The organism is Paenarthrobacter sp. NPDC057355 (assembly GCF_042667405.1).
Lineage (GTDB): Bacteria > Actinomycetota > Actinomycetes > Actinomycetales > Micrococcaceae > Arthrobacter.
This window is the reverse complement of record NZ_JBHVAL010000023.1, coordinates 1-26,710: the sequence shown is the minus strand read 5'-3', so window position 1 is coordinate 26,710 and position 26,710 is coordinate 1. Positions and strand designations below refer to the sequence as shown.

Annotated in this window: 27 protein-coding genes; 10 read left to right on the top strand and 17 right to left on the bottom strand. The window is 63.0% G+C overall.

The features are described from left to right. Nucleotides 1-21: 21 nt before the first annotated feature. From ACFUOZ_RS19230 to ACFUOZ_RS19210, 5 genes are read right to left on the bottom strand one after another with little or no spacing between them, the layout of a single operon-like run. On the bottom strand, nucleotides 22-891 hold the full coding sequence (locus ACFUOZ_RS19230; RefSeq protein WP_377551072.1) for an amidohydrolase family protein: 870 nt from the start codon (nucleotides 889-891) through the stop codon (nucleotides 22-24). Beyond that, complete coding sequence (locus ACFUOZ_RS19225) at nucleotides 888-1,844, bottom strand: aldo/keto reductase (protein ID WP_377551070.1); 957 nt, start codon at nucleotides 1,842-1,844, stop codon at nucleotides 888-890. The genes ACFUOZ_RS19230 and ACFUOZ_RS19225 overlap by 4 nt, the downstream gene beginning before the upstream one ends. Then, nucleotides 1,829-2,143 carry an L-rhamnose mutarotase gene (locus tag ACFUOZ_RS19220; RefSeq protein WP_377551068.1) on the bottom strand — a complete coding sequence of 105 codons (315 nt, stop codon included), beginning with the start codon at nucleotides 2,141-2,143 and terminating at the stop codon, nucleotides 1,829-1,831. Before ACFUOZ_RS19220 ends, ACFUOZ_RS19225 begins: the two co-directional genes overlap by 16 nt. Beyond that, nucleotides 2,136-3,443, bottom strand: a complete 1,308-nt coding sequence (locus ACFUOZ_RS19215) for an alpha-L-fucosidase (RefSeq protein WP_377551065.1) — start codon at nucleotides 3,441-3,443, stop codon at nucleotides 2,136-2,138. The genes ACFUOZ_RS19220 and ACFUOZ_RS19215 overlap by 8 nt, the downstream gene beginning before the upstream one ends. Beyond that, entirely contained in the window at nucleotides 3,440-4,744 is a 1,305-nt protein-coding gene (locus ACFUOZ_RS19210; RefSeq protein ID WP_377551062.1) for an L-fuconate dehydratase, read from the bottom strand. Before ACFUOZ_RS19210 ends, ACFUOZ_RS19215 begins: the two co-directional genes overlap by 4 nt. Nucleotides 4,745-4,883: 139 nt before the next feature. Here ACFUOZ_RS19210 and ACFUOZ_RS19205 point away from each other — a divergent pair, with 139 nt between their 5' ends. Together ACFUOZ_RS19205 and ACFUOZ_RS19200 are read left to right on the top strand one after the other, a co-directional pair. Continuing rightward, entirely contained in the window at nucleotides 4,884-5,795 is a 912-nt protein-coding gene (locus ACFUOZ_RS19205; protein ID WP_377551060.1) for a fumarylacetoacetate hydrolase family protein, read from the top strand. Nucleotides 5,796-5,804: 9 nt separating this feature from the next. Further along, on the top strand, nucleotides 5,805-6,557 hold the full coding sequence (locus ACFUOZ_RS19200; RefSeq protein ID WP_377551057.1) for an SDR family NAD(P)-dependent oxidoreductase: 753 nt from the start codon (nucleotides 5,805-5,807) through the stop codon (nucleotides 6,555-6,557). 42 nt (nucleotides 6,558-6,599) lie between these two features. Here the strand turns inward: ACFUOZ_RS19200 and ACFUOZ_RS19195 are convergent, their stop codons facing one another. After that, nucleotides 6,600-7,754 (bottom strand): FG-GAP repeat domain-containing protein, encoded by a 1,155-nt coding sequence (locus tag ACFUOZ_RS19195; protein WP_377551055.1) that lies wholly within the window; start codon nucleotides 7,752-7,754, stop codon nucleotides 6,600-6,602. 160 nt (nucleotides 7,755-7,914) lie between these two features. Between ACFUOZ_RS19195 and ACFUOZ_RS19190 the strand changes: the two genes are divergently transcribed. Next, the gene (locus ACFUOZ_RS19190) at nucleotides 7,915-9,225 is read left to right on the top strand and encodes an ATP-binding protein (RefSeq protein ID WP_377551053.1); all 1,311 of its coding nucleotides are present in this window, start codon (nucleotides 7,915-7,917) and stop codon (nucleotides 9,223-9,225) included. Nucleotides 9,226-9,269: 44 nt separating this feature from the next. Further along, nucleotides 9,270-10,514, top strand: a complete 1,245-nt coding sequence (locus ACFUOZ_RS19185) for a low temperature requirement protein A (RefSeq protein WP_377551051.1) — start codon at nucleotides 9,270-9,272, stop codon at nucleotides 10,512-10,514. A gap of 15 nt (nucleotides 10,515-10,529) precedes the next feature. Here the strand turns inward: ACFUOZ_RS19185 and ACFUOZ_RS19180 are convergent, their stop codons facing one another. Beyond that, nucleotides 10,530-11,066, bottom strand: coding sequence for a phosphohydrolase (locus ACFUOZ_RS19180; protein ID WP_377551049.1), 537 nt, complete (start codon nucleotides 11,064-11,066; stop codon nucleotides 10,530-10,532). Nucleotides 11,067-11,149: 83 nt separating this feature from the next. Then, nucleotides 11,150-11,941: an SDR family NAD(P)-dependent oxidoreductase gene (locus tag ACFUOZ_RS19175; RefSeq protein WP_377551047.1), complete on the bottom strand. Its 792-nt coding sequence runs from the start codon at nucleotides 11,939-11,941 to the stop codon at nucleotides 11,150-11,152. 101 nt (nucleotides 11,942-12,042) lie between these two features. On the opposite strand from ACFUOZ_RS19175, the gene ACFUOZ_RS19170 reads away from it, so the two are divergent. Next, a complete protein-coding gene (locus tag ACFUOZ_RS19170) occupies nucleotides 12,043-12,654 on the top strand; it encodes a TetR/AcrR family transcriptional regulator (RefSeq protein WP_377551044.1) in 612 nt (203 codons plus the stop codon). 13 nt (nucleotides 12,655-12,667) lie between these two features. On the opposite strand, the gene gluQRS is transcribed toward ACFUOZ_RS19170, so the two are convergent. After that, complete coding sequence (gene gluQRS / locus ACFUOZ_RS19165; protein WP_377551042.1) at nucleotides 12,668-13,555, bottom strand: tRNA glutamyl-Q(34) synthetase GluQRS; 888 nt, start codon at nucleotides 13,553-13,555, stop codon at nucleotides 12,668-12,670. A gap of 402 nt (nucleotides 13,556-13,957) precedes the next feature. Between gluQRS and ACFUOZ_RS19160 the strand changes: the two genes are divergently transcribed. From ACFUOZ_RS19160 to ACFUOZ_RS19150, 3 genes are all read left to right on the top strand, one after another. Further along, on the top strand, nucleotides 13,958-14,416 hold the full coding sequence (locus ACFUOZ_RS19160) for an Lrp/AsnC family transcriptional regulator (RefSeq protein WP_377551165.1): 459 nt from the start codon (nucleotides 13,958-13,960) through the stop codon (nucleotides 14,414-14,416). A 94-nt stretch (nucleotides 14,417-14,510) separates the two neighbouring features. Beyond that, nucleotides 14,511-16,004, top strand: a complete 1,494-nt coding sequence (locus ACFUOZ_RS19155) for a WXG100 family type VII secretion target (protein ID WP_377551039.1) — start codon at nucleotides 14,511-14,513, stop codon at nucleotides 16,002-16,004. Continuing rightward, nucleotides 16,001-16,627, top strand: a complete 627-nt coding sequence (locus tag ACFUOZ_RS19150; protein ID WP_377551037.1) for a hypothetical protein — start codon at nucleotides 16,001-16,003, stop codon at nucleotides 16,625-16,627. Before ACFUOZ_RS19155 ends, ACFUOZ_RS19150 begins: the two co-directional genes overlap by 4 nt. A 25-nt stretch (nucleotides 16,628-16,652) precedes the next feature. Here ACFUOZ_RS19150 and ACFUOZ_RS19145 read toward each other — a convergent pair whose 3' ends face one another. Then, nucleotides 16,653-17,108 (bottom strand): Lrp/AsnC family transcriptional regulator, encoded by a 456-nt coding sequence (locus ACFUOZ_RS19145; RefSeq protein WP_144662223.1) that lies wholly within the window; start codon nucleotides 17,106-17,108, stop codon nucleotides 16,653-16,655. A 101-nt stretch (nucleotides 17,109-17,209) separates the two neighbouring features. On the opposite strand from ACFUOZ_RS19145, the gene ACFUOZ_RS19140 reads away from it, so the two are divergent. After that, entirely contained in the window at nucleotides 17,210-17,851 is a 642-nt protein-coding gene (locus ACFUOZ_RS19140) for a LysE family translocator (RefSeq protein WP_377551034.1), read from the top strand. Here the strand turns inward: ACFUOZ_RS19140 and ACFUOZ_RS19135 are convergent. The 3 genes from ACFUOZ_RS19135 to ACFUOZ_RS19125 all read right to left on the bottom strand — a co-directional run bounded on the left by ACFUOZ_RS19135 (nucleotide 17,848) and on the right by ACFUOZ_RS19125 (nucleotide 19,743). Further along, nucleotides 17,848-18,315 carry an SRPBCC family protein gene (locus ACFUOZ_RS19135; RefSeq protein WP_377551031.1) on the bottom strand — a complete coding sequence of 156 codons (468 nt, stop codon included), beginning with the start codon at nucleotides 18,313-18,315 and terminating at the stop codon, nucleotides 17,848-17,850. The genes ACFUOZ_RS19140 and ACFUOZ_RS19135 overlap by 4 nt on opposite strands. Next, the gene (locus tag ACFUOZ_RS19130; protein ID WP_377551029.1) at nucleotides 18,312-18,677 is read right to left on the bottom strand and encodes an ArsR/SmtB family transcription factor; all 366 of its coding nucleotides are present in this window, start codon (nucleotides 18,675-18,677) and stop codon (nucleotides 18,312-18,314) included. The genes ACFUOZ_RS19135 and ACFUOZ_RS19130 overlap by 4 nt, the downstream gene beginning before the upstream one ends. 94 nt (nucleotides 18,678-18,771) lie before the next feature. After that, the gene (locus ACFUOZ_RS19125) at nucleotides 18,772-19,743 is read right to left on the bottom strand and encodes a hypothetical protein (RefSeq protein WP_377551026.1); all 972 of its coding nucleotides are present in this window, start codon (nucleotides 19,741-19,743) and stop codon (nucleotides 18,772-18,774) included. 156 nt (nucleotides 19,744-19,899) lie between these two features. Here ACFUOZ_RS19125 and ACFUOZ_RS19120 point away from each other — a divergent pair, with 156 nt between their 5' ends. Continuing rightward, nucleotides 19,900-20,379 (top strand): DUF4383 domain-containing protein, encoded by a 480-nt coding sequence (locus tag ACFUOZ_RS19120; protein WP_377551024.1) that lies wholly within the window; start codon nucleotides 19,900-19,902, stop codon nucleotides 20,377-20,379. 139 nt (nucleotides 20,380-20,518) lie between these two features. Here the strand turns inward: ACFUOZ_RS19120 and ACFUOZ_RS19115 are convergent, their stop codons facing one another. The 4 genes from ACFUOZ_RS19115 to ACFUOZ_RS19100 form a co-directional block, all read right to left on the bottom strand. Further along, nucleotides 20,519-22,567, bottom strand: coding sequence for a glycosyl hydrolase family 28 protein (locus tag ACFUOZ_RS19115; RefSeq protein WP_377551021.1), 2,049 nt, complete (start codon nucleotides 22,565-22,567; stop codon nucleotides 20,519-20,521). Nucleotides 22,568-22,783: 216 nt separating this feature from the next. After that, nucleotides 22,784-23,587 carry an IclR family transcriptional regulator gene (locus ACFUOZ_RS19110; protein ID WP_377551019.1) on the bottom strand — a complete coding sequence of 268 codons (804 nt, stop codon included), beginning with the start codon at nucleotides 23,585-23,587 and terminating at the stop codon, nucleotides 22,784-22,786. Nucleotides 23,588-23,673: 86 nt separating this feature from the next. Beyond that, nucleotides 23,674-24,930, bottom strand: a complete 1,257-nt coding sequence (locus ACFUOZ_RS19105; RefSeq protein ID WP_377551016.1) for an aminopeptidase P family protein — start codon at nucleotides 24,928-24,930, stop codon at nucleotides 23,674-23,676. 27 nt (nucleotides 24,931-24,957) lie between these two features. Next, nucleotides 24,958-26,316, bottom strand: a complete 1,359-nt coding sequence (locus tag ACFUOZ_RS19100) for an MFS transporter (protein WP_377551013.1) — start codon at nucleotides 26,314-26,316, stop codon at nucleotides 24,958-24,960. Nucleotides 26,317-26,710 lie beyond the last annotated feature (394 nt).

Sequence of the window (26,710 nt, the reverse complement as noted above, 5' to 3'; positions counted from 1 at the left end):
TCCGAGCGGCATCCAAGCCCTTTAGGCATCCACCATCGGGTTGGCTGCCAGCCCATAGGTACGGATCGCGGTCCCTTCCAGGATCGCGTCCTGCTCCTCAGGGTCCAGCGTGGAAACGAGTTCCAGCAGCACGTCGAGGGTCCGGCCATACGGCGCCCCGAGGGTGCTCACCGGCCAGTCCCCGCCGATCATCAAGCGTCCGGCACCGAAAGCCTCCACGGCAGTCTCGAACAGGGGCCGCAGCGCATCGCTGGTGTAAGGCAGTCCCGCAACATGAAGCCCTGAGAGCTTCGCCACGGTGTTCGGCTCACGGCCAAGGGCGAGGAAATCCTTCCGCCACGAGTCCATGAGCGCCGGGTCAGCCAAGGGCGGCTTGCCCAGGTGATCAAGGACCACGGTCAGTTCAGGAAGCTCCCGTGCCAGCCGGACAGTCCCCTCGAGATGTCGCGGGAATGCGTCCGGAACATCGAAGGCCAAGCCACGGCCCGCCACCAAAGCCAGCGATTCCCGCACGGAGGGAACGTCCAGGAAATCCGGCCGGGGATCGTCATGCACCAGGTGCCGCACGCCGCGGAACACCGGGTTCGCCGCGAATCGGTCCAGCTGGGATGCCGCCTCGGCCGGCGTATCCAACCGCAGCCAACCCACCACCCCCAGGACCCACGGATTCCGCGACGCCACGGCCAGCATGTTCTCCGTGTCGGCAACAGTGTCGTCTGCCTGGACCAGCACCGCACCCCTGACGCCGGCGGCATCCAGCGTCTCCCACGCCTCGTCTTCGCCAAAGCTGCGGTACAGCGCGCCATGCTGCGGGCCGAGCCAGGAATAGGGTCGCTCCCCTCCAGTGACGAACGTGTCCAAGGTCCACAGATGCAGGTGCGAATCAATCACCGTTCCAGTCCCTCCAACGCCACCCACAGCTCCTCAGGAACAGGCTGGTACATCCGTTCCGCATTGGTGGCCATCTGTTCAGGGGATGTCGCCCCGGCGGTCACGTTCACAACAGCCGGGTGCCGCAGCGGAAACTGGAGTGCCGCCGTCGGAAGTTCCACACCGAACTCGCGGCAGATGGCCGCGAGCGCCCGCGCCCGCTCCAACACGGCGGCAGGTGCCTGCCCGTAGTTGTAATGCGCATCGTCCGGGACCTCGGGACGGGCCAGCAGGCCCGAGTTATAGGCGCCAACGCTTACGACGCCGGTGCGGCGCGCCACACAGCGTTCAAGGAGGGGAACGTCGGGCTGCTCCAGCAGGGTGTAGCGTCCGGCGAGCATCACGAGGTCAAGGTCGGCGGCTTCGATACACTCCAGGGCGGCTTCGGCGGAGTTGGTGCCAACACCAATGGCCGACACCAGGCCCTCGGACCGTAGCTTTTCCAGCGCGGGCAACCCTTGGGTGATTCCGGCCTGAAGGTCATGGACGTCGGGATCATGCAGGTAAACGATGTCCACGTGGCTAAGCCCAAGCCGCTCCAACGACTCCTCGATGCTGCGTCGGATGCCGGCCTCGCTGAAGTCCCAGACTCGCCGCGTGGTGGCAGGTACGTCGAAGCCCTCGGAGTCGCGCCCTCCGGCTGGGTTGGGTTCCAGCAAACGGCCAACCTTGGTGGAGATGACGAATTCGTCGCGCGGTTTGTCCCTCAGTACGGCGCCGAGTCTCTGTTCCGACAGGCCCAGGCCGTAGTGTGGCGCGGTGTCGAAGTAGCGGACTCCGGCATCCCAGGCGGCCAGCACCGTGGCAAGGGCTTCGCCGTCCGGGATGGCCCGGTAGAGGTTTCCGATCCCGGCGCCGCCAAAGCCGAGCCTGCCCAGCCTGTGGAGGTCCAGTGGGTTCATGGCAGTTCCCATACCTTCCCGATACCCGTATCCGCACCGGAGTAATCGTCCTGGACGTCCAAAAGTTCAGCCATCCTGGCCTGCCACGGCACGTTGGCGGGATGGTCGGCGAGCGCACGCCGCATCGCTTGGTAGTCGTCCACATCCACCACGTGAAAGAGGTCGAGCCCGCTGCGCCAGATGCGCCAGTTCCGGACCCCGGCTTCCTTCAAGGCCGAGACGAGCTCCGGAGGGATGTGCGCGTGGGCGTCGGCGTACTCATCTTCCGTGCCCGGTTTGAGCCGCGTGTGCAAGGCGATGCTCTCAACCATTGCTCGCGGGCGCTTCCACAGTGGAGGGCCTAAGGAACAGCTCCAGCACCGGAACTGCAGCATCCGGCCTCTGCACCGGCAACTTGATGGTCAAGGTTCCCGGGGGCTGGCCGCCGGGGGTCATGTTCACGGCTTGCTGGTCCGGGTCCACCTCGCGAAGGAACACTTCCGAGGCATCATTGAGCAACTGGGCGTATTCCACCTTGTCGGCCAAACCAGGCAAGTGTACGTATTCGAACGGCCAGGCGAACAAGTGCACATAGAGCCGGTCCCCGCGCTGGGTGTAGCGGACGTCCGAGGGAGCGGTGAACGGGGAAACCCCCGCACCGTAGATGGAGCGGGAATGCAGTTTCATCCACTCCCCGATTCCCGCCAGCGACTCCAGCGCCCGCGGATCCAGAGCGCCCCTCCCCGTTGGGCCCACGTTGAGCAGCAGGTTTCCGCCCTTGGACACCCCGTCAATCAGCATCCGAATAAGCAGGTCCACGGACTTGTAGTCCTGGTTGTCCCGGTCGTACCCCCAGCTGCCGTTCAACGTCTGGCAAGCCTCCCAGGTGACCGGTTCGCCGTCGAGCATCATGGGGCCGGCCGGCTGGTACTGCTCCGGCGTGACGAAGTCTCCCGGGATGTCCAGGCGGTCGTTGACCACGATGCCCGGCTGCAGCTCCCGGACCATCGCGAGCAGCGCCTCGGAGTCCCAGTCCTTGCGCCCCTTGCCACCCCAGAACTGCCCGTGACCGTCGCCGGCATAGGAGAAGTCGAAAAACAGGTAGTCGATGGTGCCGTAGTTGCTCAGGAGTTCGCGGACCTGGCCGTGGAGGTACTCACGGTAGCGGTCCATGTCCCGCCCGCTGTTCAAACGTTCGACGTCGGCCGCGTTGCGTTGCGGATGTACCCCGTCGATGGTGAAGTCGGGGTGGTGCCAGTCGACGAGCGAGTGGTAAAAACCGACCTTCAGCCCCTCGGCCCGGAGTGCTTCCACATAAGGCTGGATGAGGTCCCTGCCGGCGGGGGTGTTGGTGGCCTTGTAGTCGGTCAGGGCCGAATCCCACAGGCAGAAGCCATCGTGGTGCTTTGTGGTGAGGACCACGTACTTCATTCCGGCGGCGCGGGCGGCCCTGGCCCATTCGCGGGGGTCGTACAGGTCAGGATCGAAGCGCCGGAAGTACTTCGAGTACTCCTCGACGGTGACCTCTTCCCTGTTCATGACCCATTCGTGCCGTGCGGGCAGGGCGTAGATACCCCAATGCACGAACATCCCGAAACGTGCCTCTTCGAACCAGGGGGCGTGCTGGATCACTGGTCTTCCTTCCATACCGGGCCGTCAGGAAAGCTGTACGCGGCCAGTGTTTCACGGAGCATTTCGTTTCCGGCACCAGGACTCGACGGCGGCCAGTACGCGCCGCTGTGGACCTCCACCGGTGTGACGAAGTGTTCGTGCAGGTGGTCAACGAACTCGATGGTCCGTTCCTCCTTGGTCCCGGACACGGCGACGTAGTCGAACATGGACAGGTGCTGCACGGCTTCGCACAGCCCCACCCCGCCGGCGTGCGGGCAGACACGGACACCGAACTTCGCGGCCAACAGCAGGATGGCGATGTTCTCGTTGACGCCGGCCACGCGGGCCGCATCGATCTGGAGCACCTGCAGGGAACCTGCCTGCAGCATCTGTTTGAACACCACCCGGTTCTGCACGTGCTCCCCTGTTGCCACAGGAATGGGTGCCACAGCCCGGGCGATCGCGGCGTGGCCCAGGATGTCGTCCGGGCTGGTGGGTTCCTCGATCCAGGCGATGTCGTACGGGGCAAGGTGGGCCATCCAGTCGATGGCCTCCTGCACGTCCCAGCGCTGGTTGGCGTCCACGGCGATCCTGATGTCGGGACCAACGGCAGCCCGCGCAGCACGCACGCGCCGGATATCGTCCTCCAAGGACGCCCCCACCTTCAACTTGATCTGCTCGAATCCGTCAGCCACGGCTTCCTTGGCCAGTCGCGTCAGTTTCCCGTCGCTGTAACCGAGCCAGCCCGGCGTCGTGGTGTAGGCCGGGTACCCTTCGGCGCGCAGTGCCACCTTCCGCTGTTCCCGTCCGGGTTCAGCGGCGCGAAGGATGGCCAGTGCTTCATCGGGGGTGAGGGCGTCTGTGAGGTAGCGGAAGTCGACCAACGCCACGATTTCCTCAGGTGCCATGCCTGCGAGCAGTTCCCATAGCGGCAGCCCGGCGCGCTTGGCCTTCAGGTCCCAGAGGGCATTGACGACGGCGCCGATCGCCATGTGCATGACGCCCTTCTCGGGTCCCAGCCAGCGGAGTTGGGAATCGTGGGCCAGGAGTTTCCAGGTGGCGCCCATGTCGTCGAGGAGTTCTTCAGCAGATCGCCCAACGATGTGTCCGCGAAGCGCTTCGATGGCCGCGGTTTCCACCTCATTGCCGCGGCCGATGGTGAACACGAAGCCGTGACCCTCGTGTCCGTCACCGGCGTCCGTGCGGATGATCAGGTAGGCGGCTGAGTAGTCCGGGTCCGGATTCATGGCGTCGGAGCCGTCGAGGTCCAGGGATGTGGGGAAGCGGATATCGAACGTTTCGACGTCGGTAATGAGGCTCATGGGGCTCCTGGCTGGGTAGCTGTTCTCCGTTGAAGCTAAACATCCGATGTATGCCTTGTCAATGGGTCACATTTCCGTATTATGGGACAAAACGCCACACTAGAGCTCGGATGTTAGTCCCGAACGCACGGAGGAAGACATGACCTTGAAATTCGCCAGGCTGGGTACGGCCGGAAACGAACAACCGGCAGTCATCGCCGAGGACGCAAACGGCAACGAGAAGTACTACAGCCTGACGCCCCTGACCAAGGACATCGACGGCGGCTTCCTCGCCTCGGACGGCATACAACGCACCCGCGAGGCCCTGAATAACGGGGAACTGCCGGAAATTGCTGCAGAAGGCCTGCGCCTCGGCGCACCCGTTGCCCGGCCTGGATCCGTCATCGCGATCGGCCTGAACTACACCGCACACGCAGCCGAGTCCGGCGCGAACCCGCCCGAAGTTCCCGTCGTGTTTTTGAAGCCAAGCAACACCATCGCCGGACCGTTCGACGCCGCTCCCATCCCGCCGTCGTCGGAAAAGTACGACTGGGAAGTGGAACTGGCCATCATCATCGGCAGGGAAGCGTCATACCTTTCGACCTTGGAAGAGGCCGAAGACAGCATCGCCGGCTACGCGGTGGCCAACGACCTTTCCGAGCGCGAGTACCAGATCCCCGGGGCTGCCGGACAGTGGACCAAGGGCAAGTCACTCCCGGGATCCACCCCCCTGGGCCCGTGGCTGGTCCCCGCTTCCGACGTGGATCCGGGCGCCCTTCGCCTCCGGACCCTGGTCAACGGCGAAGCCCGCCAGGACTCCAATACCTCGGACATGATCTTCGACCCCGCAACGATCGTCCACCATCTCAGCCAGTACATGGTCCTGGAACCCGGCGACGTGATCATCACCGGCACCCCCGAGGGCGTGGCCTTGTCCGGCCGCTTCCCGTTCATCCAACCCGGCGACGTGGTGGAGCTGGAAATTGACGGCCTGGGTCGTCAGCGCCAGGAGTACTTCCGGGCGCAGGCCGGAGCAGCACGGACCGTTGCCGTCGCCGGCACCAACGCCTGAGGCCGCGCGATGACCGCCAAGGAATTTGATGGCCTCGCGGCAATTGTCACTGGTGGTGCTTCCGGGATCGGGGCGGCCATCGCGGACCGCCTCGCCGCAGGTGGCGCCGAGGTAGCGGTCCTGGACCTCACACCGGATGCCAGCCCGCACTTCGGCGTGAAGTGCAACGTGGCCGACGACGCCTCGGTGCGTGCCGCCGTCGAGCATGTAGCTCAGCGGTTCGGCCGCCTCGACATCGTCATCAACAACGCCGGCATCGGGGCGCAAGGCGACATCGCCGCGAACGATGACGATGAGTGGCTCCGCGTCCTCAACATCAACGTGGTGGGGATCGCGCGCGTCAGCCGGGCGGCACTGCCCTACCTGCGCGAGTCGCCGGCGGCCGCCATTGTGAACACGTGCTCGATCGCCGCAACGGCGGGCCTGCCGCAGCGCGCGCTGTACTCGGCGTCGAAGGGCGCGGTCCTGTCCCTCACGTTGGCGATGGCCGCAGACCACGTCCGTGAAGGCATCCGCGTGAACTGCGTCAATCCCGGCACCGTGGACACCCCGTGGGTGGGGCGCCTGCTGGACTCGGCGTCCGATCCCGCCGGCGAGCGCGCTGCCCTCAACGCCCGCCAGCCACACGGGCGGATGGTGGATCCCGCAGAAGTGGCCGGCGCGGTGGCTTACCTGGCAAGTCCGTTGTCGGGCTCGACGTCGGGAACCTCGCTGGCGGTCGACGGCGGCATGCAGGGCCTGCGGCTTCGTCCGGTTGGTTGATCGGCCCGTAGCGCGGCGGGGTTGCCATAAGGAAGCGCCAGGTCAGTAGAGCCCGTTGAAGATGTTCCAACCCCAGCCGACGGTTTCCACACCCTTCCAACCGCCGCGTCCGTCGCCGTAGTACATCAGCAATTCACCGGCGCTGTTGACCCCGTGGACATCGGCAAAGCCGTCACGGTTGAAGTCCCCCACGCTGCCCACCTTGCTCAGGACGTTCCACCCCTGGCCGACTTGGCGCGGCGCCAACCATCCACCGTCTCCGTTGCCCCCATAGAGGAACAACCTGCCGGCCTTGTCTTTGGCGAGGATGTCCGCGGTGCCGTCGCCGTTGAAATCACCGGGAGTGATGAGGAGGTCCATAACATCCCATCCTTGGCCAACCTGCACGCGCGGTGTCCACCCCCGGGCGGCTTTGGGGTAGAGGTAGAGGTTGCCGTTGGGCTCGGTGGCCAGGAGGTCGTTGTACCCGTCGCCGTCGAAATCGCCGGGACCCACCACTTTGTCCATGGCGTTCCACCCCCAGCCGATCTCCGAGGGATACGCCTCTGCGGGGAAGGTCCCATCTCCCCTGCCCCAGAACATCCAGAGCCTGCCCACCGCATCCGTGGCGAGGAGTTCGGTCTTGCCGTCGCTGGTGAGGTCGCCGGCTCCGATGATCCTGGTATAGGCACCCCAGTTGGAGCCGATCAGCCGCGGTGGCTTCCAGCCTTGCGCGCCATCCAGGCCCGGATAGAGCATCAGTGCACCATCGTGCCGACGTCCCAGAAGTTCAAACACTCCCCGGCCCGTGAACCCTTCAGCACGCATGGGCTGGGCTTTGACCACCTCGGATTCCTTCACCACCACCTGCGACGGGTTGCAGGCCTGCGAACCCGTGACAACAGCCGAGATCCGGGTGCCGACATCCTCCATGCGCAGCTCGTAGAAAGAGGTGAAGGTCGATTGCGATGTCACCGGCTCTCCATCACGAAGCCACTGGATGGAATAGCCGTGCTGTGGATCGGGATCGCAGGCGGAGAAGTACTCGTAGGCACCGCTGACCGACAACCCGGTTCCCACGTAGGTGGGGCCGCTGATGCTGAACTCGTCCGGCGACACGGCGTTGGCTGCGGGAACCGGCAGGGCGGCCAGAAGGACAACCGCTAAAATCGCAGCCTTAACGGACCCAGCCGCTCGCCGTGCAGAACCGTTGCCCACCGCTTCCCCCTTGAACGAGCCGACTCTCATCTGTGCTCATCATAAGCGCGGGTCCGTTCACCGTAACGCAACGGGCCCGCAACGTTCGGCGGCAGTGATTCGCTTATGCTCAACTCCAAGGAATCAATGGCGACTCACTTACAGCCCAGGAGTAGAACTCATGACCAATTGGCGCATCCGGGACTTCCACTCGTCTGATCTCGACGGGATACTGCACCTCTGGGAATCCCTCAAGGCCGACGGCGTGGAGCCTGTCTACGCGTTGTCCGAAGTCCTGGCCTCCTGCGAGAAGGACCACGCCGTGGTCGCGGTTCAGGGCGAGCAAGTGGTGGGTGCCGCCGTCGGACGTGCCGCGCATGACCAAGGCTGGATCGTCTTCCTGGCGACGCTTCCCGAGTTCCGGGGCCGGGGTATCGGCACCTCGCTGCTGGCCGCCGTCGAGAACCGGATGGCTCCGCACGGCCTCAACAAACTCTCGGCGCTGATGCCGGAGACCGAAACGCGGGTCGAGGCGTTCCTGGGCCGCGGGTTCGTGGTGAAGAAGAACCTGCGCTATTTCGAGCGGACCATTCCGGTGCAGCGCCAGGAACTCGGTGCGCTGGGACTGCTCGGTGGGCGCGTCCTGGCGCGCGACCTGTGGGAAAACGTGGCCGGTATGCGTCGCGAAAAGGAACTGCTGGAGCGGCGGCTGGTGCTTCCCCTGGCCGAAGCCGACCTCGCCGATGAATACGGCGTTGTTCCACCGCGGGCCGTGGTGCTGTTCGGTCCGCCTGGCACTGGCAAGACCACGTTCGCCAAAGCTATTGCCTCACGACTGGAGTGGCCGTTCGTGGAGGTGTTCCCCTCGCGTTTGGCCTCCGATCCCAAGGGTTTGGCGGGCGCCTTGCGGGAGACCTTCCTGGAGATCGCCGAGCTGGAGCATGCCGTGGTGTTCATCGACGAGGTGGAAGAGATCGCCTCCCAGCGTGCCGGGGATCCGCCGTCGCCGCTCCAGGGCGTCACCAACGAGCTCCTCAAAATCATTCCGGCTTTCCGCGAACAGCCCGGCCGCTTGCTGGTGTGCGCCACCAACTTCATCCGTGCGCTGGATACTGCGTTCCTCCGGCACGGCCGCTTCGACTACGTCATCCCCATTGGGCTTCCGGACGTCCATGCCCGGGAGGCCATGTGGCAGCGGTTCATCCCGGCGTCGGTGGTCGACTCAGTGGACATCGCGCAGCTGGTCGAGCGGACCGAGGGCTTCTCACCGGCGGATATTGAGTTCGCGGCCCGCAGTGCCTCCCAGCGGGCCCTGGAAAAAGCCGTGTACGACGACGGTGCTGCCGCCGGCTCCGCCTCGGACGGAACCAACGGGCGGAAAGGCCCGGTCACCCAGGACTACCTCGACGCGATCGCGGACACCCGCACCACCGTCAGTCCCGAAGTGCACCAGGACTTCCTGGAAGACATCGACGTCCTGGGCCGCGTTTAGGGGTCCGTGCAACGAGTTCGCCAGGCAACGGTAATCTTTGAGCCATGTCCACGAACCCCCTTCGCCATGCCCTCTCCCGGATGGGCGGGCGCGATCCCCATGAGAAGCACCGCACCGCCACCCCGCTTGAGCTGTTCTTCGACCTGACTTTCGTCATTGCCTTCGGAGTGGCAGGAAACCAGTTCGCCCACGCCGTGGCGGAGGCGCACTTCTGGCCAGGACTCCTTGCCTTCTCCTTTGCGATGTTCGCGGTGATCTGGGCCTGGATCAACTTCACCTGGTTCGCCAGCGCGTACGACACCGATGACTGGGTTTTCCGCGTAGTCACGATGGTGCAGATGGTGGGCGTCCTCATCCTGGCCATGGGCATCGAGCCGGTGTTCCACTCCATCATTGAAGGCAAGCACGTGGACAACTTCACCATGGTGCTCGGCTACATTGTCATGCGCGTAGCCCTGATCTTTCAGTGGCTGCGCGCTGCCCGCCAAGACCCCGAACGCCGGGAAACCTGTTTGCACTACGCAAAGTACCTCTCGATGGTTCAAATTGGATGGATCGCTGTCCTGTTGATCGACGCCGGCGTACTCACCACGTTTCTCATGGCAGCGCCGCTGTTCGTCCTGGAGATGTCCGTTCCCGGACTTGCCGAACGCAAAGCCCGCACACCATGGCATGCACACCACATAGCCGAACGATACGGACTGCTTGCCATCATTGCCTTAGGCGAATGCCTTATCGGAGCCATCGAGACACTGCGGGCGATCGTTGCCCTGCACGGCTGGACGCTGGACGCCGCGTTGGTTGGCTTCAGCGGCACAGGGCTGGCCTTCGCCATGTGGTGGATCTACTTCATTCTGCCTGCGGGCCCGGCGCTCCATCTCCAACGGCACCGCTCCTGGGTGTTCGGCTACGCGCACATGCCGGTCTTTGCGGGCATTGCAGCCACAGGCGCCGGGCTCCATGTCGCTGCCTACTACATCGACCATGAGACCAGCATCAGTGCAGCGGCCGCCGTCGCATCCAGTGCCATCCCCATCATTGTTTTCAAGGTGTCCCTCACAACGCTTTACGGCAGCATGCTCAACGCGGACCGCGAATTGCTGTGGAGCACCGCTCTTGTGGTGATTGGCTTGGCCGCAAGTATCGCCATGGCGGCCGCGGGCGCATCCGTTCCCCTGTGCATGCTGGAAATGATGCTGGTCCTGGGCCTGTCCATCGCCTACGACGAACGGCGCGGACACAAGGGCAGGGCTGCCGCACTGCGCCGCTTGGAAGCTGCGGCCGGCTGACCGCGGGGCGGCGGGCTATTCAGGAACGATCTCGTCCAGTTCTTCAAGCAGGTGCGGGTTGATCCGTTGCAGGATCAGCCGGACCTCCTCTTTGGGAACGGCCGCGTAGAGCACCGGACGGGCATCGGCGTACCGCGTTACCGGCGGCTTGTCCGGCCACTTCTCGGCGAGCGCCCGGACGCGTTCCGGCAAGGAATTGTGGGCATTGTCCGCTATCTTGACCAACGTGGCGTCGTGGTCCTCCGCGACGTAACGGATGCCGGCGTCGTAATCATCGGGGTCGTCGTGGAAGCGGCGGGTGACGCGCTCGATAATGGCGAGGGCACGCTCCGAAACGCCCATGTCCAGCAATGCTTGCCGGGTGATGGGGGTGTCCTCGGCGATGTCGTGAAGGTAGCCCGCAATTTGGATGTCCTCGTCAAAGTCGGCCAGGGCATCACCTACTGCCAGGACGTGCTCCCGATACGGCCGCTTGAGTTTGTCCTTCTGGCGGTTGTGGGCCACCTCCGCCAGGACCTGGGCTGTCTCTACGGTGAAGCGTGGTTCAGTCATGCTGGCCTCCGGATTGGCAAAGGATCTTCAGGGACGGTTCCTCATAATCAGGCTATCCGTTGTCAGAGGCGTGGAAATACCGCCTACCAATCCTGGACGGCGCGGGCAGCGATCGCCACGGTAACGGCCCTGGGCAGTCGCTGGGCGAAACCCGCAGCCACCCGATTCATCCACCCGGAGACCACGCTGCCGGGGGTCACCTTGCGGTCCAAAGCCTTGAGGGCCGTCTCCACCACCTGGGCCGAAGTCTGCATGGCTCCTACTGCCGCCGACTGGCTACCGAGCACATCGAAGAACTCCGTCTTTGTGGCTCCCGGGCAGAGTGCCAGGACGTTGAGCCCTGAGTCCTTGGTTTCGTGGGCTACGGCCTCAGTGAAGCTCAGGACGAAGGCCTTGGTTGCGCCGTAGACAGCCATACCGGGAATCGGCTGGAAAGCCGCCGTACTGGCCACATTCACCAGAGCGCCCTTGCCGGAAGTGAGCATTGAAGGCAGGAAAGCCCGGGTGATATCAACCAGGGCAGCAACATTGAGCGAGATCTCGGAGGCTATGACCGCTGGATCTTCCTCCACCAAGGGCCCATGGGTACCGAAGCCTGCGTTGTTGATCAGGGTGTCCACGGCGATGCCGCGTAGGGACAGTTCATTGAAAAGCTCCGCCCCCACACCGGCCCGGCCGAGGTCCATCGGGAGCACCGTCACCGTGACGCCATGTTCGCTTCGCAGTTGCCGTGCCAGGTCTTCCAGGCGATCCACCCGCCTGGCAACCAGGACAAGGTTGGAGCCACGGGCGGCGAAGCGCTGCGCGAATTCGGCGCCCAGCCCGGAACTGGCTCCCGTGATGAGCGCGGTGGTGCCGGAATAGGTCATGGTCATGATGGTTCCCGTTCGTTGAGTGGACGCTGATGTAGTCGCTGTCTACATGGTAGGCAGCGCCTACATTGTTGTCAACGCCTACATTGACCTAGACTTGTAGCATGACCGAGCAGCCCTACCACCATGGAAAACTTCGCGAAGCACTTCTGGAGCGTGCCATGGAGACCATCGAAGAGGTTGGCGTCGACGGGCTTTCCCTCAGGCAGCTCGCGCGGGATGTAAACGTAAGTCACGGAGCACCGGCCAAGCATTTCCGGGACAAGCAGGCTTTGATCGACGCCCTGGCCATGGCTGGCTTCGAGTTGATGAACAGCCGCATCCAGACCGCTTCGGAGGCCGGTGGCAGCCTGCGGGAGCGGTTCGTCGGCGTCGCGAAGGCGTACGTGGGATTCGCGGTAGCGCACCCGGCCCTGCTGACCGTTATGTACTCCACAAAGCACCACCCGGATTCAAGTACCGAGCTGCGGAACACCGGCGGTCAAGGAATCGAAATAGCGCAGGCAATGATCGTCGAGGCACAGGATGCCGGCGAACTGGCCCCCGGCGACCCGGCCACATTGGCCATGGTCTGCTTCGTCAGCCTCCACGGCGCTGCGCTCCTCGCTGCCGGCAAGCACTTGGAAGGGATTCCGGTGAGCGACGCCATTGCGGCAACCACGGATACGTTGTGGGCAGGAATGGCCGCGGGTGTGCAGGCGGCCCAGGGAAACTAGTTGCGTGGACCGTTCAGGCACGTGGAGTTATCCACACCCAAGGCTCCCTGGGGAGCCGCTGCGGCTCGAACCACCGAAGCGCGTCCTGCAGGGTCCCGGCGGGCAGGCCGAGGGACTCAAGGATCAGGGCCCGCACCCGTTCGGCAGGGATTCCGACGGCGGCGAGGTCGTCCAGCGTGACGGCACCGTCGCGCTTTGCCAGCCTCACGCCGTCGTGGTTTACCACCAACGGAACGTGCGCGTATTCGGGGACGGGAAGGCCCAACAGCGTGGCGAGGCAGGCCTGTCGCGGGGTGGACGGAAGGAGGTCGTCGCCGCGTACCACCTGGTCGATTCCCTGAGCGGCGTCGTCGACCACCACGGCCAGGTTGTAGGCGGTCACGCCGTCATTCCGACGCAGCACGAAGTCGTCCACCATCCCCACAAATGTGCCGTGCAACTGGTCCTCAACAGCCCACTCCGTGGCCTCGGACCGCAGGCGGATCGACGCCGGACGGGACGCCCGCCGAATCTCGCGCTCGGCCGCCGACAGCCGCCGGCACGTCCCCGGATAGGCGCCTTGCGGCGCATGCGGGGCCGATGGCGCTTCCTGGATTTCCTTGCGGGTGCAAAAGCACTCATAGGTGAGCCCCTGCGACGCCAGTCTCTGGATTGCCTCGTCGTAGAGGCCCGCGCGCTCGGTCTGGCGAACGACGTCGGCGTCCCACGTAACGCCGATGGCTTGCAGGTCCCGGAGCTGTTGCGCCTCAGCGCCGGAGCGGGCCCGGTCAAGATCTTCCACCCGCAGCAGGAAATCGCGGCCGCTGGACTTCGCGAACAGCCAGGCCAGAACGGCCGTGCGGAGGTTGCCAACGTGGAGTTCACCCGAAGGGCTCGGGGCAAATCGCCCGGCGGAAGTCATGGTCCAAGCCTATGCGTGCAAGCCGCTGGGTGCGGGCGGGGATGGATCGGGGGGCACGGCTGGCTCGGAGGGCCGGCCGCCCCGCCGGGCAACACAAGAGCCCCTCAGCTACCGCAACGATCCGGTGGCTCAGGGGCTCTTGCTGTGCTGCCCGTCCAGCGGGCGAGTGCAGGATGACAATGCTGTGAACAAGAGTCAATCAGCGGCTGCTTCCTTGCGGGAAACCTATGCAGAACCCCGGGTGGTGTTCCGGGGACCTGGTGCCGGCGGGTTTCGGCGGTGGCCTCGACCTGCTTCGTTGTCACAATTTCAGCAGGAGCCATACAGTAGGAGCAACAGTCGTCTTGATTGTTGGTCGATCTGACTATTCATCCATCAGAAACCGGGCAGGAAGTGGTCATTTTGCAGGAACTGGACGTTACGGACCGCCGGATCCTGGCCGCGCTCGACGACGATCCGCGTGTCCCCATCATGGTCCTGGCGCAGAAGTTGCATCTCGCGCGCGGTACGGTGCAGTCGCGACTGGAACGGATGACGGCGTCCGGTGCGTTGCGGGCCAACAGCAGCCGGGTCCTGCCATCGGCCCTCGGGCGGGGAGTGGCTGCCGCCGTCAGCGCGGAGCTCGACCAGAGCCACCTGAACCAGGCCATCGCAGCTCTCCGCAAGATCCCGGAAGTCCTCGAATGCCACGCCCCCGCCGGCGACACCGACCTCATCATCCGGGTGGTGGCCAAGAGCCCCGACGATCTCTACCGGGTGTCCGAGGAAATCCGCTTGTGCCCGGGTATTGTCCGGACGTCCACCAGCATGTTCCTCCGGGAAGTCATTCCCTACAGGACCACCGGGCTGCTCAGCGAGTAGCCACTTATACACATAGGGAAGTTGTCCCCATGTGCCCGGTTGCGGCGCCAGCCTAGGATGGGGTCAGGCAACGGCACACTACATTGGGGGCAACGTGGCGGGTAACTTCTACGGCGCGGACGTCGCACAGTTGCGGCAGTTGGCCAAGGAGCTTGCCCGCAACGCGGACAATCTCACGAATCTGGGGCAACAGCTGTCCGGCACCATCACCAGCAGTCAGTGGCGGGGGAACGACGGCGACCGCTTCCGTCACGAATGGAACAGCTCGCACCTGCGCGCCCTCCAAAGCGCGGCTTCCGGCATTAAGGCAGCCTCCCGGAATCTGTTGCAGAACGCCGGGGAACAGGAAACCGCGAGTACCCAGGGCGGGGCGGGCGGTGCCGGCTCCGGAGGCCCTGGTTCCGGTGGAAACGGTTCCGGCGGAAACGACCAGGAGCTCACGGATCTGTTGAACGGGATGACTCCCGAAGAACGCGCGGATTACCTGCGCAGCGAAGAGTTCAAGAAGTGGGCGCTCGAGCACCCCCAGGAAGCCAAAGCGGCCATGGACGCGGCGGCCGACTCGGGACTCATAGAGAAAAAGTCTCCCGAGTACTCCCAATTCCTCAGCGACTATTGGAACCAGCAGGCCATGCGGGAGATGGGTATAGACCCCTCCACCTGGGACACCAGCAAGGGCACTGAGTACAACTGGGAGACCATCAAGAAGGTCTACGACTTCTACGGTCAGGCGTTTCTGGCCAATCCGGACCTCCAGTGGGCCGGCATGGCCAACATGATCGGCCCATCCTTCGCTGGCGGCTTCAAGGACATGGCCATGCTGCGCGATCTGGCACGGCAGATCGCAGACAATCCCGCATCGGATATCCCCATCCCGGTACTCGACCAAATCGAGCAGCTCGCCGGCATGACGGATGCCGAGATCAAGTTCTACGAGACCTCCATGCTGGACATGAACAAAGAGATCTTCCTGGACCAGGCCCGGCAGCACCAGGCCTACATGAATGGCGGCATTGACGAGATCAACCGCCTCCGTGACTCCGGCGCCATCGACCCAGCTACCGCAAAGGCATGGGCGCAGATTGATTCGGGCGATCCTGCACAGGTCAAGGAGGGCAACACGGCGCTGCTGTACCGGGAGCAGAACGAGATCATCGCCGACGATTACGACAACATGCGCAACCATCCAGGAGGGGAAGCCGTGACCTACATGGTGACCCTGGCAGGTGAACCCTCCATTCCCGGAGCAAAGAGCTACCCCGAAGTGTTCCCGTACGAGTTCAGTGTGGAAAGCCCGGGGCCACAAAACCTCCCGTTCACCAACTGGGACAACCCAACGCAGTTCCGTACGGACTTCACCACAGGATTCCCGGACGGCAACATTGCCGACGCCGATCAACGCTGGGCCCTGATCAAGCAGGACACCCTCCCGGCGTACCAGGACCTGCTGGCAAACAATCCCCAACAAGCGCGGGACATCGTCGGTTCAGATTTCAATGACCGAGTTGAGCAGTACAGGCCCACCAACAACATTCCGGGCATCATGGACCGGTTCCTGGATGGCTTTGACGCAGAGGTCCACCAATGACCCGCACCATGAGAGTCCTGGGACTGGCCGCCGTGTGCGTGGGACTCCTCACCACCACAGCCTGCCAGATCCCCGTCCCCGCTTCACCAACAACGTCCCAAGGGAGCACAGTGATTACCTCGGAATATTCCACTCTTGATGCTGCAGGTGTTGACCGGATCAGGACCGACAAACGGGCCAAGCTGGACATGAGCAGCGGCACCCTGCAGAAATCGGCGGTGCGGGTATCCGAGGACAGCTACGGCCCGGAGATCAATACCCAGAACTCCGGAAAGATCGACCTGACCATTGTGGGACCCAGCGGAGAAATCCGTGCCCAGACAGACCGCATCAGGTTCAAGACCACCGATGCCCGTCCTGATTTCACCGAAGTAACCTACTTCCTCACCGCGGATTCCGCAGAGGGTTTTGCTGCTTTGATCCGCGACGGAGTGGAGAAGTACGGTATCGACGCCGACGACGCCGAGCGATGGATCTCGGCCAACGGCAAGGACTCATCGGCAAAAAGCGAATACTCCTTGACCTCGGGTAAGAGCACCGGGCTGGAGGTCAACTACGACCTCCGTTTCGATGGCTCCAAGGAAACCCAGGTCATCATCGTCCACGTAACCCCAGCCAGCTGAGTGCCCCGCCGGGTCGCTGACCCGGCTAAACCGGTGGCCCGATGTTGGTCTTCAGGTTCTTCATGACCAACGTCGAGGTGAGTCGCTCCACCGCGGGCAGCGCAGCAAGCTCGTCGTCGTAGAAGCGCTGATACGCGGGCAGGTCTGCGGCTATGACTTTCAACAGATAATCAGGAGAACCAAAAAGTCGCTGGGCTTCCACGATGTTGGGGTTGGCAGTAACCCTGGCTTCGAAAGCGGCCATGGTTCCCCTATCAACCTGCCGCAGAGTGACAAACACGATCGCTTCGAACCCAAGCCCGACAGCCGCGGGGTCGATGTCCGCACGGTATCCGCGAATCACCCCTGTCGACTCCAAATCGCGGAGCCGTCGATGGCAGGGGGCCACCGTCAATCCGACCTTGGATGCCAAGGCCGTGGCAGTCATTCGACCATCCTCTTTGAGGTGGCGCAAAATACTTCTGTCAATACCGTCAATCACGCAATAATCTTACGCGATGAGCGCTCCTGAGAGCTAAAAAAGGGAACACTTATGGGCTGAATTTCCCTAGAGTTTTCCTACCAACAAGCTCTGGAGAGATCGTGAATCCGCAACTGTTCTTCGCCTTCATCATCGTGGCAGTCACCCTGGCCTGCACGCCCGGCGTCGACTGGGCGTATTCGATTTCGGCGGGGCTGCGCCAACGCAGTTTCGTGCCCGCAGTTGCCGGCCTCTGCAGCGGTTACGTCATCCACACCCTCCTGATGGCGGCTGGACTGGCCGCACTCCTCGCCGGAGTCCCCGGGCTTCTGGGATGGCTGACAATCGCCGGCGCGGCCTACCTGCTGTGGCTCGGCATCGGCACCATCCGCTCGTGGCGGGGCGCAAGCTTCAGTGCGGAAGACGGCGTCGTGCATTCCGGAAACCAGCTCCGCACGTTCTTCCAGGGCATGGGCACCAGCGGCATCAACCCCAAAGGGCTTCTGTTCTTCGTCGCCCTGGTGCCCCAATTCGTCAGCCCCGAGGCCGCACTGCCTGTCCCGGTCCAGTCCGGCCTGTTGGGACTGACCTTCGTGATCCTTGCCGGTTTGGTCTACACCGCTGTTGCCCTGACATCGAGGAAGCTGCTTGCGTCCCGGCCGGGTGCCGCGCGGGCTGTGACGCTGACCAGCGGGATCATCATGATCGGGTTGGGAACTGTGCTGTTGTCGGAGCAGATCCTGCCGCTGCTGCTGCACGTCTAGCCGGCAAGGAGCTCGTCCAGGCGCTCATACCCTTCAACTACGCCATAGTTCATGCCTGTAGCCAGCGCCATGTCGCGTGCTTCCACGGTCGGATAAACCTCGTGGGCGACAATCCGGGTGCGGCCGTCGACTTCCTCGAAAGTGGTGGTGCTGATGCCCACTTGGTTGGGGGCGCCGTCGAATTCGAACGTCATGATGATCAGCGCGTCTGTTTCGACCGTGTGGAAGATGCCGCGGAAGCCGAACATGGCGTCTTCGTGCCCGCTCTCGTAGTGCCAGCTGCCGCCCGTGGTTGCGTCGTACTGGGTGACGTTCAGCGTGGCGTTGCGCGGCCCCAGCCATTTGGCCAGGAGGTCGGGGTCAACGTGGGCTTTGAAGACCGCGCTGACGGGCGCATCGAATTCCCGGACGGTGTCGACGAAGGGGACGCCGTCGTCTGCGGTGATGGTGGTTGGATTGCTCATTTCGGTTCTTCCTTTGTTTCTTGTTCCTGTTGGGAGGTGGCGAGCAGTTGGTCCAGCCTCCTGTAGCTGGACTCGGCGATCAGGCGGTACTGGTCAATCCACGCCGTCAGGCGTTCAAGGGCGGCGGCGTCCAGATGGACGGGCCTGCGCTGGGCGTCGCGGGAACGGGTCACCAGCCCTGCATGTTCGAGGACCTGTATGTGTTTGGACACTGCCTGCTTGGTAATGGCGAAAGGTTCTGCGAGTTCGTTGACGGTCGCGTCTCCCCTGGAGAGCCGGGCAACGATCGCGCGCCGGACCGGATCCGCCAGTGCCATGAAGGCCCTGTCCAAGGTGTCGTGACCTGGTGCATCGTGCATCATCTACCCGCAAACCCTTCTTAATCAACCAAATCATTTATCAATGAGTTGGTTGATTAAGAGAATACGCCCCTGCTGCAGCAAGCACAATGGTCTTTTATTCGCCGCCCAGTTGCCGGAAGTCGTTCTCCCAAAGACGCCGCATTTCTGCGTCTTTGCGGATGACATCCATGGATTCCAGCTCGGCCGGCGGAGCCTGCCGCATCGATCGTGGCGTCAACGTCCTGCGCCCCTGGTCCAGCGCCAGAAGGGCCCGGTCCGTCAGGGCATCATTCTTCAAGGCCAGGTTGGTCTTCCTGCGGCGAAGGACCTCCTTCAAGGCGGATTGGGCTGATTCAAAGTCACCCCTGGCTCGCAGCGATCGCGCCCTGATCAACAACAGAGCGGCCGAGAGGTCATCGGTATTCAGCAGGCCCTCGGTCCAGACCACCACATCCCGGTGGCGCTCCAGCGAGAACGCCGCTGTGCAGCGGGCCAACGCGGAAGGCAACGACGGCGGCAAACCCACCACAGCTTCAAGGGCGGCTTCGGTCATCCCCATTTCCCGGAGACAGTGGGCAAGTGCCAGGAAGACGGATTCCTCGCTGAACAGCACGGGAACCTCGATGCGTTCGGCGACCTCAACCCGGGTGACCACCTGCCCAAGGTACATGGCCGAGAACTGGGTGGCGTCGTCGTCGATCCTGGTAGTCAACCCGCGCTGCAGGAGTTCGGATGCGCGCAAGTACCCGCCGTGCTTGTAGACAAGCAGCCCTGCCATGATGTGGCACAACCCCGCCCAGCCGGGGTTCATCCGCGCAAACGCGAGGAGGCGCTCTGGTTCCGTTGAGGAGAAAACGGCCTCATGCATGGCCTTCGCCGGTTTCGAGGACAGCATCTTCAGCCTCGGGACGCTGCCCACAACGGACAAACGCGCATGGTCGCGACCGGCGAGGACTCCCGAAAAGACATCACTCACGCCATCAGCCAGTCCACGCACAGGCGTCCGGACGTAGCCCTCACGGAAGGGCGTCAAATCCCGGACATCATGAAAAATGGTGTGCACGCGACCGTTCGGCACTTGGCTCATGAATCCATGCTAACCGGCTCCTGAACCGGGCCAATCCCCTGCTATCCGGAGCATTTCAGGAGTATTATGGCGGCGTCGGCAAGGTTTTGCCACACCCCTTGCCGCAGGTCGGCTCTCCAGGAGAAGAGCCGCATAACCGCGTGAAAGGGAGGACTGATGACCACCGCTTCGCACCCTGCCGAACACCACCACATGATGGGGTTGACACTTCGCAACACCGCCATGGGCGTTGGCATTGTATTTCTGCTGGTAGGCGTCCTGGGCTTCATCCCGGGAATCACCACCAATTACGGCGCCATGACCTTCGCGGGACATGAATCCGGCGCCATGCTGCTTGGAGTCTTCCAAGTGTCCATACTCCACAACATCGTTCACCTGCTGTTCGGCGCGGCCGGCTTGGCCATGGCAAGGAACGACCGCATGGCCCGCCTGTTCCTGCTGGGCGGCGGCGCCGTGTACATCGTCCTTTGGATCTACGGCCTGGTCATCAACCAGGAAACGGGCGCCAACTTCGTCCCGTTCAACACGGCCGATAACTGGCTCCACCTGATCCTTGGCGTAGCCATGATCGGCCTCGGCGCCTGGCTCGGCAGGGATGTCATGGACGAAACAGCCGCGACCCGGAGGAAGATGTAAACCCTCGGTATCTGCGGGAACAACGACGGCGACCGCCCCTGTGAGGGGACGGCCGCCGTTTTCCTGCCGCGAGTTGGCATTAGATGACAATGTTTGCGCCTGCGATTGTCATTAACTGCCATCTCGGCCTCGCTGCGGCCTACTTCCCGACTGGCGCAGGGCTCACATTGGTGAACATGTTGCCCGTGGAGTACTGGTCCAGACGCCAGGGGTTGGCGTTGTTCCGCACGCTCTGGAAGGTCACGTTGTTAAAGGAGGAACCCGTCAGGCCCTTGATGTTGGCCGGGTTGACGTTACGGAACACCACATCCTCGAATGTGAAGGCACTCAGGGTCGCCGTTCCTTCGCCGAGCGCGGGACCGGCCTGCATGTCGATGACCGGCTTGCTGTCGGACACGGCCATGCCACATGTCGGCGAATTGTTGCCATCAACCGAGACGTTGCGAACCACCACGTCCTTGAACGTCGCCGAATCCGCAGCTATGTACCCCGACGGCGACTGGTTGTAGCTCAGCGTCATGATGAACGCGCTGCTTCCCATGCAGGCCATGGCAGTATCCCGGAAGAGGAAGTCGCGGCCACCCCCGGCCATGTCCGAGGTACTCTTCATGCGGAGGCCCCCGGTTTCAACCTTGTACATGACGTTGTCTTCAGCGAGGACGCGCTGCACCCAAGCTGCAGTGTTCGAACCGACAGCCACTCCCCCGTGGCCCATTCGCATGTAGTTGTTGAAGATCCACACGTCCTCACTCGGCCTGCCCGAAGCTCCATATTTGCCCTGGCCTGCCGCGAAGTTGACCTGGTCGTCCCCGGTGTCGAAGAAGTTGTTCAGCACGACGCCGTTGCTCGCTCCGCCGAACTCCAGACCGTCACCGTTGTTGGCGTTGTAAGTGGTGTGCCGCATAGCGTTGACAGTGCTGTTTTCGGTGTCCAGGATCATCACGCCGTGGAACGCAGGATTGTCTGCCGTAACTCCCTCGATGTAGAGGTTCTTCACTCCCATGAAGGTCATCAGGCTGGAGCGGTACTGCCCATAGAGTACGGAGTCATCCAGTGTTTCAGGCTTGTTGATGACGCCGGTGAGGGCATCCGGATTTTCCCTGGCCTTGCGGAACTGATCGGCGGCAAGCACGCCATCGTCCAGGACTTTGCTTGCGGAACTGGCCACGTATTGGGGTATTTCGTTCCCGGCCTCATCCACTATCGAACCTTCGGCAGTCCGCTTCCAGCCGTTTCCATCCACCACGCCCTTGCCGACAATGCGCACGTTGCTTGCAACCGCGCCTGGCTCGCGGTTTCCGGCGGACCTGCCGTTGTCGTCCGGAAGTACGTTAATGAGCGACGGCGGCCTCCGGTAGTTTCGGTATTCAGCCTCGGTCGGGAGGGGATCGGGTACCGGATAGAGGTAGTAGCCCTTGTCCAGGGGATAGTCCTCCGCCTGGTCCGAACCGAGCAAACGTGCTCCCTCCTGGAGCTCGAGCGTCATGTCCGAGTGCAGGAAGAGCGCGCCGGTTTTGAAGGTTCCGGAAGGGACAACAACGGTGCAGCCCGGCGTCCGGCAGGTGTCAATGGCCTTCTGGATTGCCCTGGTGTTCAGGGTCTTTCCATCCCCAACGGCCTTGTAGGCGGGATCGGTGATGCTGACTTCATGACGTACCGGCGTGGTGGTGACGGTGACCGGCCCGCTCGCCGCGGACTCGCTGCCGTCGGCCCTGATGGCGGTGACAGTGAACTGGTAGCTGGTGCGGGGAGACAAGCCCGTCACAGTGTAATTGTGGGCAACGGTCCGAACATGGAATCCGTCCTTGTCGGCGGCGCGGAATGCCTCTACATATTCCTGGGCAGGCGAGAAGGTCCGCGCGTTTTCCTCGGCGGTTCCCACAGCGCGTCCGTTCAGGTAGACGCGGTAGTCCACGACGTCGTCGTAAATGTCCGGCTTGTTCCACACCAGCAGCGTCTTGGTACTGTCCGTCGCCTGCGCTGGAACGCACAGGTTTTGCGGCGCAGTGCTGCTTCCGCTGGTCAGGAGAACGCTGGTTTGGGAGCACGCAGAGCTGTCGCCCTTGCCTGCAGGCGCCGCGGTTGCCGGCGATGCCACGGCGGCTAGGGACGTCACCCCCATCACGGCCGCCAGCACTGCGCCTGGCAGACCATGCCGGAATTGGTGTTTTCTTCGGGTCGATCTCATGAAAAATCCTTCCCGGGGCACAACGGTGTACCCCAGTTCTCGGAGGCGCGAAGCTCTCCGGTGGGTGCTTGAGACGGCTAAGAAAACGTTTTCTGAAGACACCCTAGGAAGGATCGGCTGCGGGGTCAAGAACCGCACCCGCCGACTTGGCAATTAACGACAATGTTGGCGCCTGCGATTGTCGTTAACTGCCACCTCGGCGTCGACTCGCCCCGCCTACTTCGGGCTGCGGCCACCCAGGCGCGTGGTGACCTTGGCCGCTGCTTCAGCGCAGGCCTCACCCAGGCCGGCCAGGACTTCCTGCGAAACCCGGAACTTGGGGGCAGGGATCAGGACCGACGCCACGACATCGCCCCTGTGGTCATAGACCGGCGAGGCAACACCGACCTCCTCGATGGACGTTTCACCGAAATTGACTGCCCACCCACGGGCCGCGCTTTCCTTCAGCCGGGCAAGGTACGACTCCACGGAAGCATCATCGAGCCCAGGCAACGCGATGGATCCGCCACGGAGCAGGTTACGGACCCGGTCAGGGTCTTCGGCGGCAAGAAACACCTGCACCGAGGAACTCAAGGCTTCGTTGTATCGGGCCCCGAGCGGAGCAAGATGCTTGACCTGGTGTCGGCTGGGGATCTGCTCGACGCACATGGATTCGACGCCGTTCCACACCATGAGCGCGCTGGTCTCGCCCGTGCGCTCGGTCAACTCCCGAAGTACGGGATAGGCGACCCGCCGCTCTTCGAGTTCCGCCAGGAGGGGGCCCGACATTGCGATCATGCCCAGCCCCAAGCGGAACCTGCGCGAATCGACGTCGCGCTCCACCAAACCCTCTTGCTCCAAAGTGGCCAGAATCCGCGAAATGGTGCTCTTGTGCAGGCCAATACGGCTTGCGATTTCAGTGACTCCAAGGAGGGGTTCGTCGGCAGAGAAGCTTCGCAGCACTGCGATGGCGTTGACGATGACCGAGGTGCTCTTGCTGTCGCCGTTATTTGGAGCGTCGCTGGTTTCGGAGGGAGTCATGGGTTCACTATATTTCGCTGCGGGCTGCTCGCGTTGCGGCGCTGGAACCGGTGGACGCCGTGCACTGCGCCCACCGGCCGCATCACTTACGCTCCGATGATGTTGTACTCAGGGCCGAACGGGAACTTGGTGATGTTCTCCGCGCCGTCTTCGCCCACCACCAGGATGTCGTGCTCGCGGTAGCCGCCAGCACCCGGCTGGCCGTCCAGAACAGTGATCATCGGTTCCATGGACACCACCATGCCCGGCTCAAGGACGGTATCGATGTCTTCGCGCAGTTCCAGGCCGGCTTCGCGGCCGTAGTAGTGGCTGAGCACTCCGAACGAGTGGCCGTAGCCGAAGGTCCGGTTGGCCAGCAGTCCATGGCTGATGTAGATCTCATTGAGCTCGGCCGCGATGTCCTTGCAGACGGCGCCGGGCTTGATGAGTTCCAGTCCGCGCTTGTGCACCTCCACGTTGATGTTCCAGAGCTCAAGAGAGCGGGCATCCGGTTCGCCATAGAACAGGGTCCGCTCCAATGCCGTGTAGTATCCGCTGGTCATGGGGAAGCAGTTCAAGGACAGGATGTCGTGTTCCTGGATCTTGCGGGTGGTGGCCCAGTTGTGGGCGCCATCGGTGTTGATGCCCGATTGGAACCACACCCAAGTGTCGCGGATCTCCGAGTCCGGGAACGTCCGGGCAATCTCGTGAACCATGGCCTCGGTGCCGATCAGGGCAACCTCGTATTCGGTGATGCCGGCGGTGATGGCGTTACGGATGGCTTCGCCACCAAGATCGCCGATACGGGCGCCGTGCTTGATGACCGCGATCTCTTCATCCGACTTGATCATGCGCTGGCGCATTGCTGCCTGGGCGACGTCCACCAGCGTTGCTCCGGAGAAAGCGGCCTGGATCTTGTTGCGGTTATCCAACGGCAGGGAGTCATCTTCGACGCCGATGCGGCGCGGGTTGATGCCGCGGGTGCGGAGGACTTCCTGGATGGCGTGGATGTAGTTGTCACGACGCCAGTCCGTGTACACGAGGTTCTCACCGTAGCTGCGGCGCCAAGGCATACCGGCGTCGATATTTGCCGTAATGGTGACCGTGTCATCCTTGGTGACCACCATCCCGTAGGACCGGCCGAAGTAGGTGAAGAGGAAGTCGGAGTAGTACTTGATGGAGTGGTAGCTGGTGAGGACGACGGCGTCGAGGTCCTTTTCGGCCATGATGGCGCGAAGGCCGCTGAGGCGGCGCTGGAATTCGGCGTCGGAGAAAGTCAGTGAGACTTTTTCGCCGTTGTTGAGGACCTTGGTGCGCTCGAGTTTCGCGACGTCGTTGACGGACTCGTTCTGGGTAATGGTCATGGTGATTCCTTTCAATGGGTGGTTGATTTAGTCCCGCTGCAGCGGCTTCTTTGACGTTTCTGCTGCGAAAAGGACTGCGATGAGGGAAACCAAGGAGGCGACCACGAGGTACCAGCCGGGAGCCAGCTGGTTGTGGGTCATGCCAATGAGGAGTGTTGCCATGAATGGTGCAGTGCCACCGAACAGGGCGTTGGAGAGGTTGAAGCTCACGGCAAAGCCGGTGTAGCGGACCTTGGTGGGGAAGAGTTCCGCGAGGAAGCTTGGCAGGGTGCCGTCATTGAGCGTGAGCATCCCGCCAAGAAGGATTTGCACCAGCACGATCACCAGGAAGTTGCGGGTGTCCAGGAGCATGAAGGCTGGCACCGTCAAGAGGATGAACAGGACGGATGCGGTCAGGAGCATGCGCTTGCGGCCGAATTTGTCCGATGCGATACCCGTCAGGAAGATGAACCCGATATAGCTGGCCAGTGCAATGGTGGTGGCCAGGAATGACTCCGCGGCTCCGAAGCCCAGCTCCTCCGACAGGTACGTCGGCATGTAGCTCAGGATGACGTAGAACCCGACGGCGTTGAGCAGCACGGCGCCCGTGGCGATGATGAGCTGCTTTCGATAAGTCCTGAACATGGCGAAGGCAGGCGCTTTGACTGCGGTGTCCTTCTCCGCCAGTTCGCGAAAAGCTGGCGTGTCCTCCAGCTTGGTCCTTATGTACCGCCCGATCAGGCCCATGGGTGCCGCGAGCAGGAAGGGCAGGCGCCAGCCCCATTCGTTCAACTGCTCCGCAGTGAGGACTGAACTCAGCAGGGCGGCCAGGAGCGAACCCAGCAACAGTCCCGCCGCGGTACTGGCAGGAACGACGGCGGCATAGAGTCCGCGCCTGTGCGCGGGTGCGTACTCCACCAGGAACGCGGAGGCACCTGCATATTCGCCTGCCGCCGAGAAGCCTTGGACCACACGGACCAGGAGGAGAAGGACGGGCGCCATAACGCCGATGGTGGCGTATCCCGGGATCAGGGCTATGCAGAACGTAGCAACTGACATCAGCAGGATGGACAGGGACAATGCTTGCTTGCGTCCGATCCTGTCGCCGATGTGGCCCCAGATGAAACCACCGAGGGGCCTCACGAAGAAGCTGATGGCGAAGACGCCGAATGTTGCGAGGAGTGCGGTCTGGCGGTCCGACTCCGGGAAGAAGACCGTGGAGATGATGCCGGCCAAGTAACCGTAAACGGCGTAGTCGAACCATTCGACGAAATTGCCGATAAAGCTGGCAGTGACGACTCGCCTTCGAGTGTCCTTGCTGACCGTGTTCTTAGGGCTGTGGGTGTGATCGTGGCCGGAGGCGGGTGAGATGCCTTGCTCGGCTGCCACAGAGAATTCATTGCTCATGTGTCCACCAAAATCATTGGGGTTGCATTCAACGCAACGCTGTTGCACCAGAGTATGTGTGTAGTGGATCACGGTCAAGGTTTGACAGCAAATGAATGATCCATTGTTTTTGGTAAGAGTTGGCTAAGCAGGCCAAGTAGCGCGAAGTTGCCTATTGTTGCAGTGAACGATCCCCGGTTGCATTGATTGTCACACTCAGACCAACCCTCCCTCACATCCCCCGCCCTTCAACCCAGCCCTCCCTCACATCCCCCGCCCTTCAACCCAGCCCTCAGTCGACCAAAGGAAAAGCCCGACGTGGGGACCCCCGCGGGGTGGCGACCGCGGGCGTTTAGGGCCCCCCGACGCGAGCGAGCAAACGGGGCAAAAGCACGGGAACAGGTAGATGGGGGCG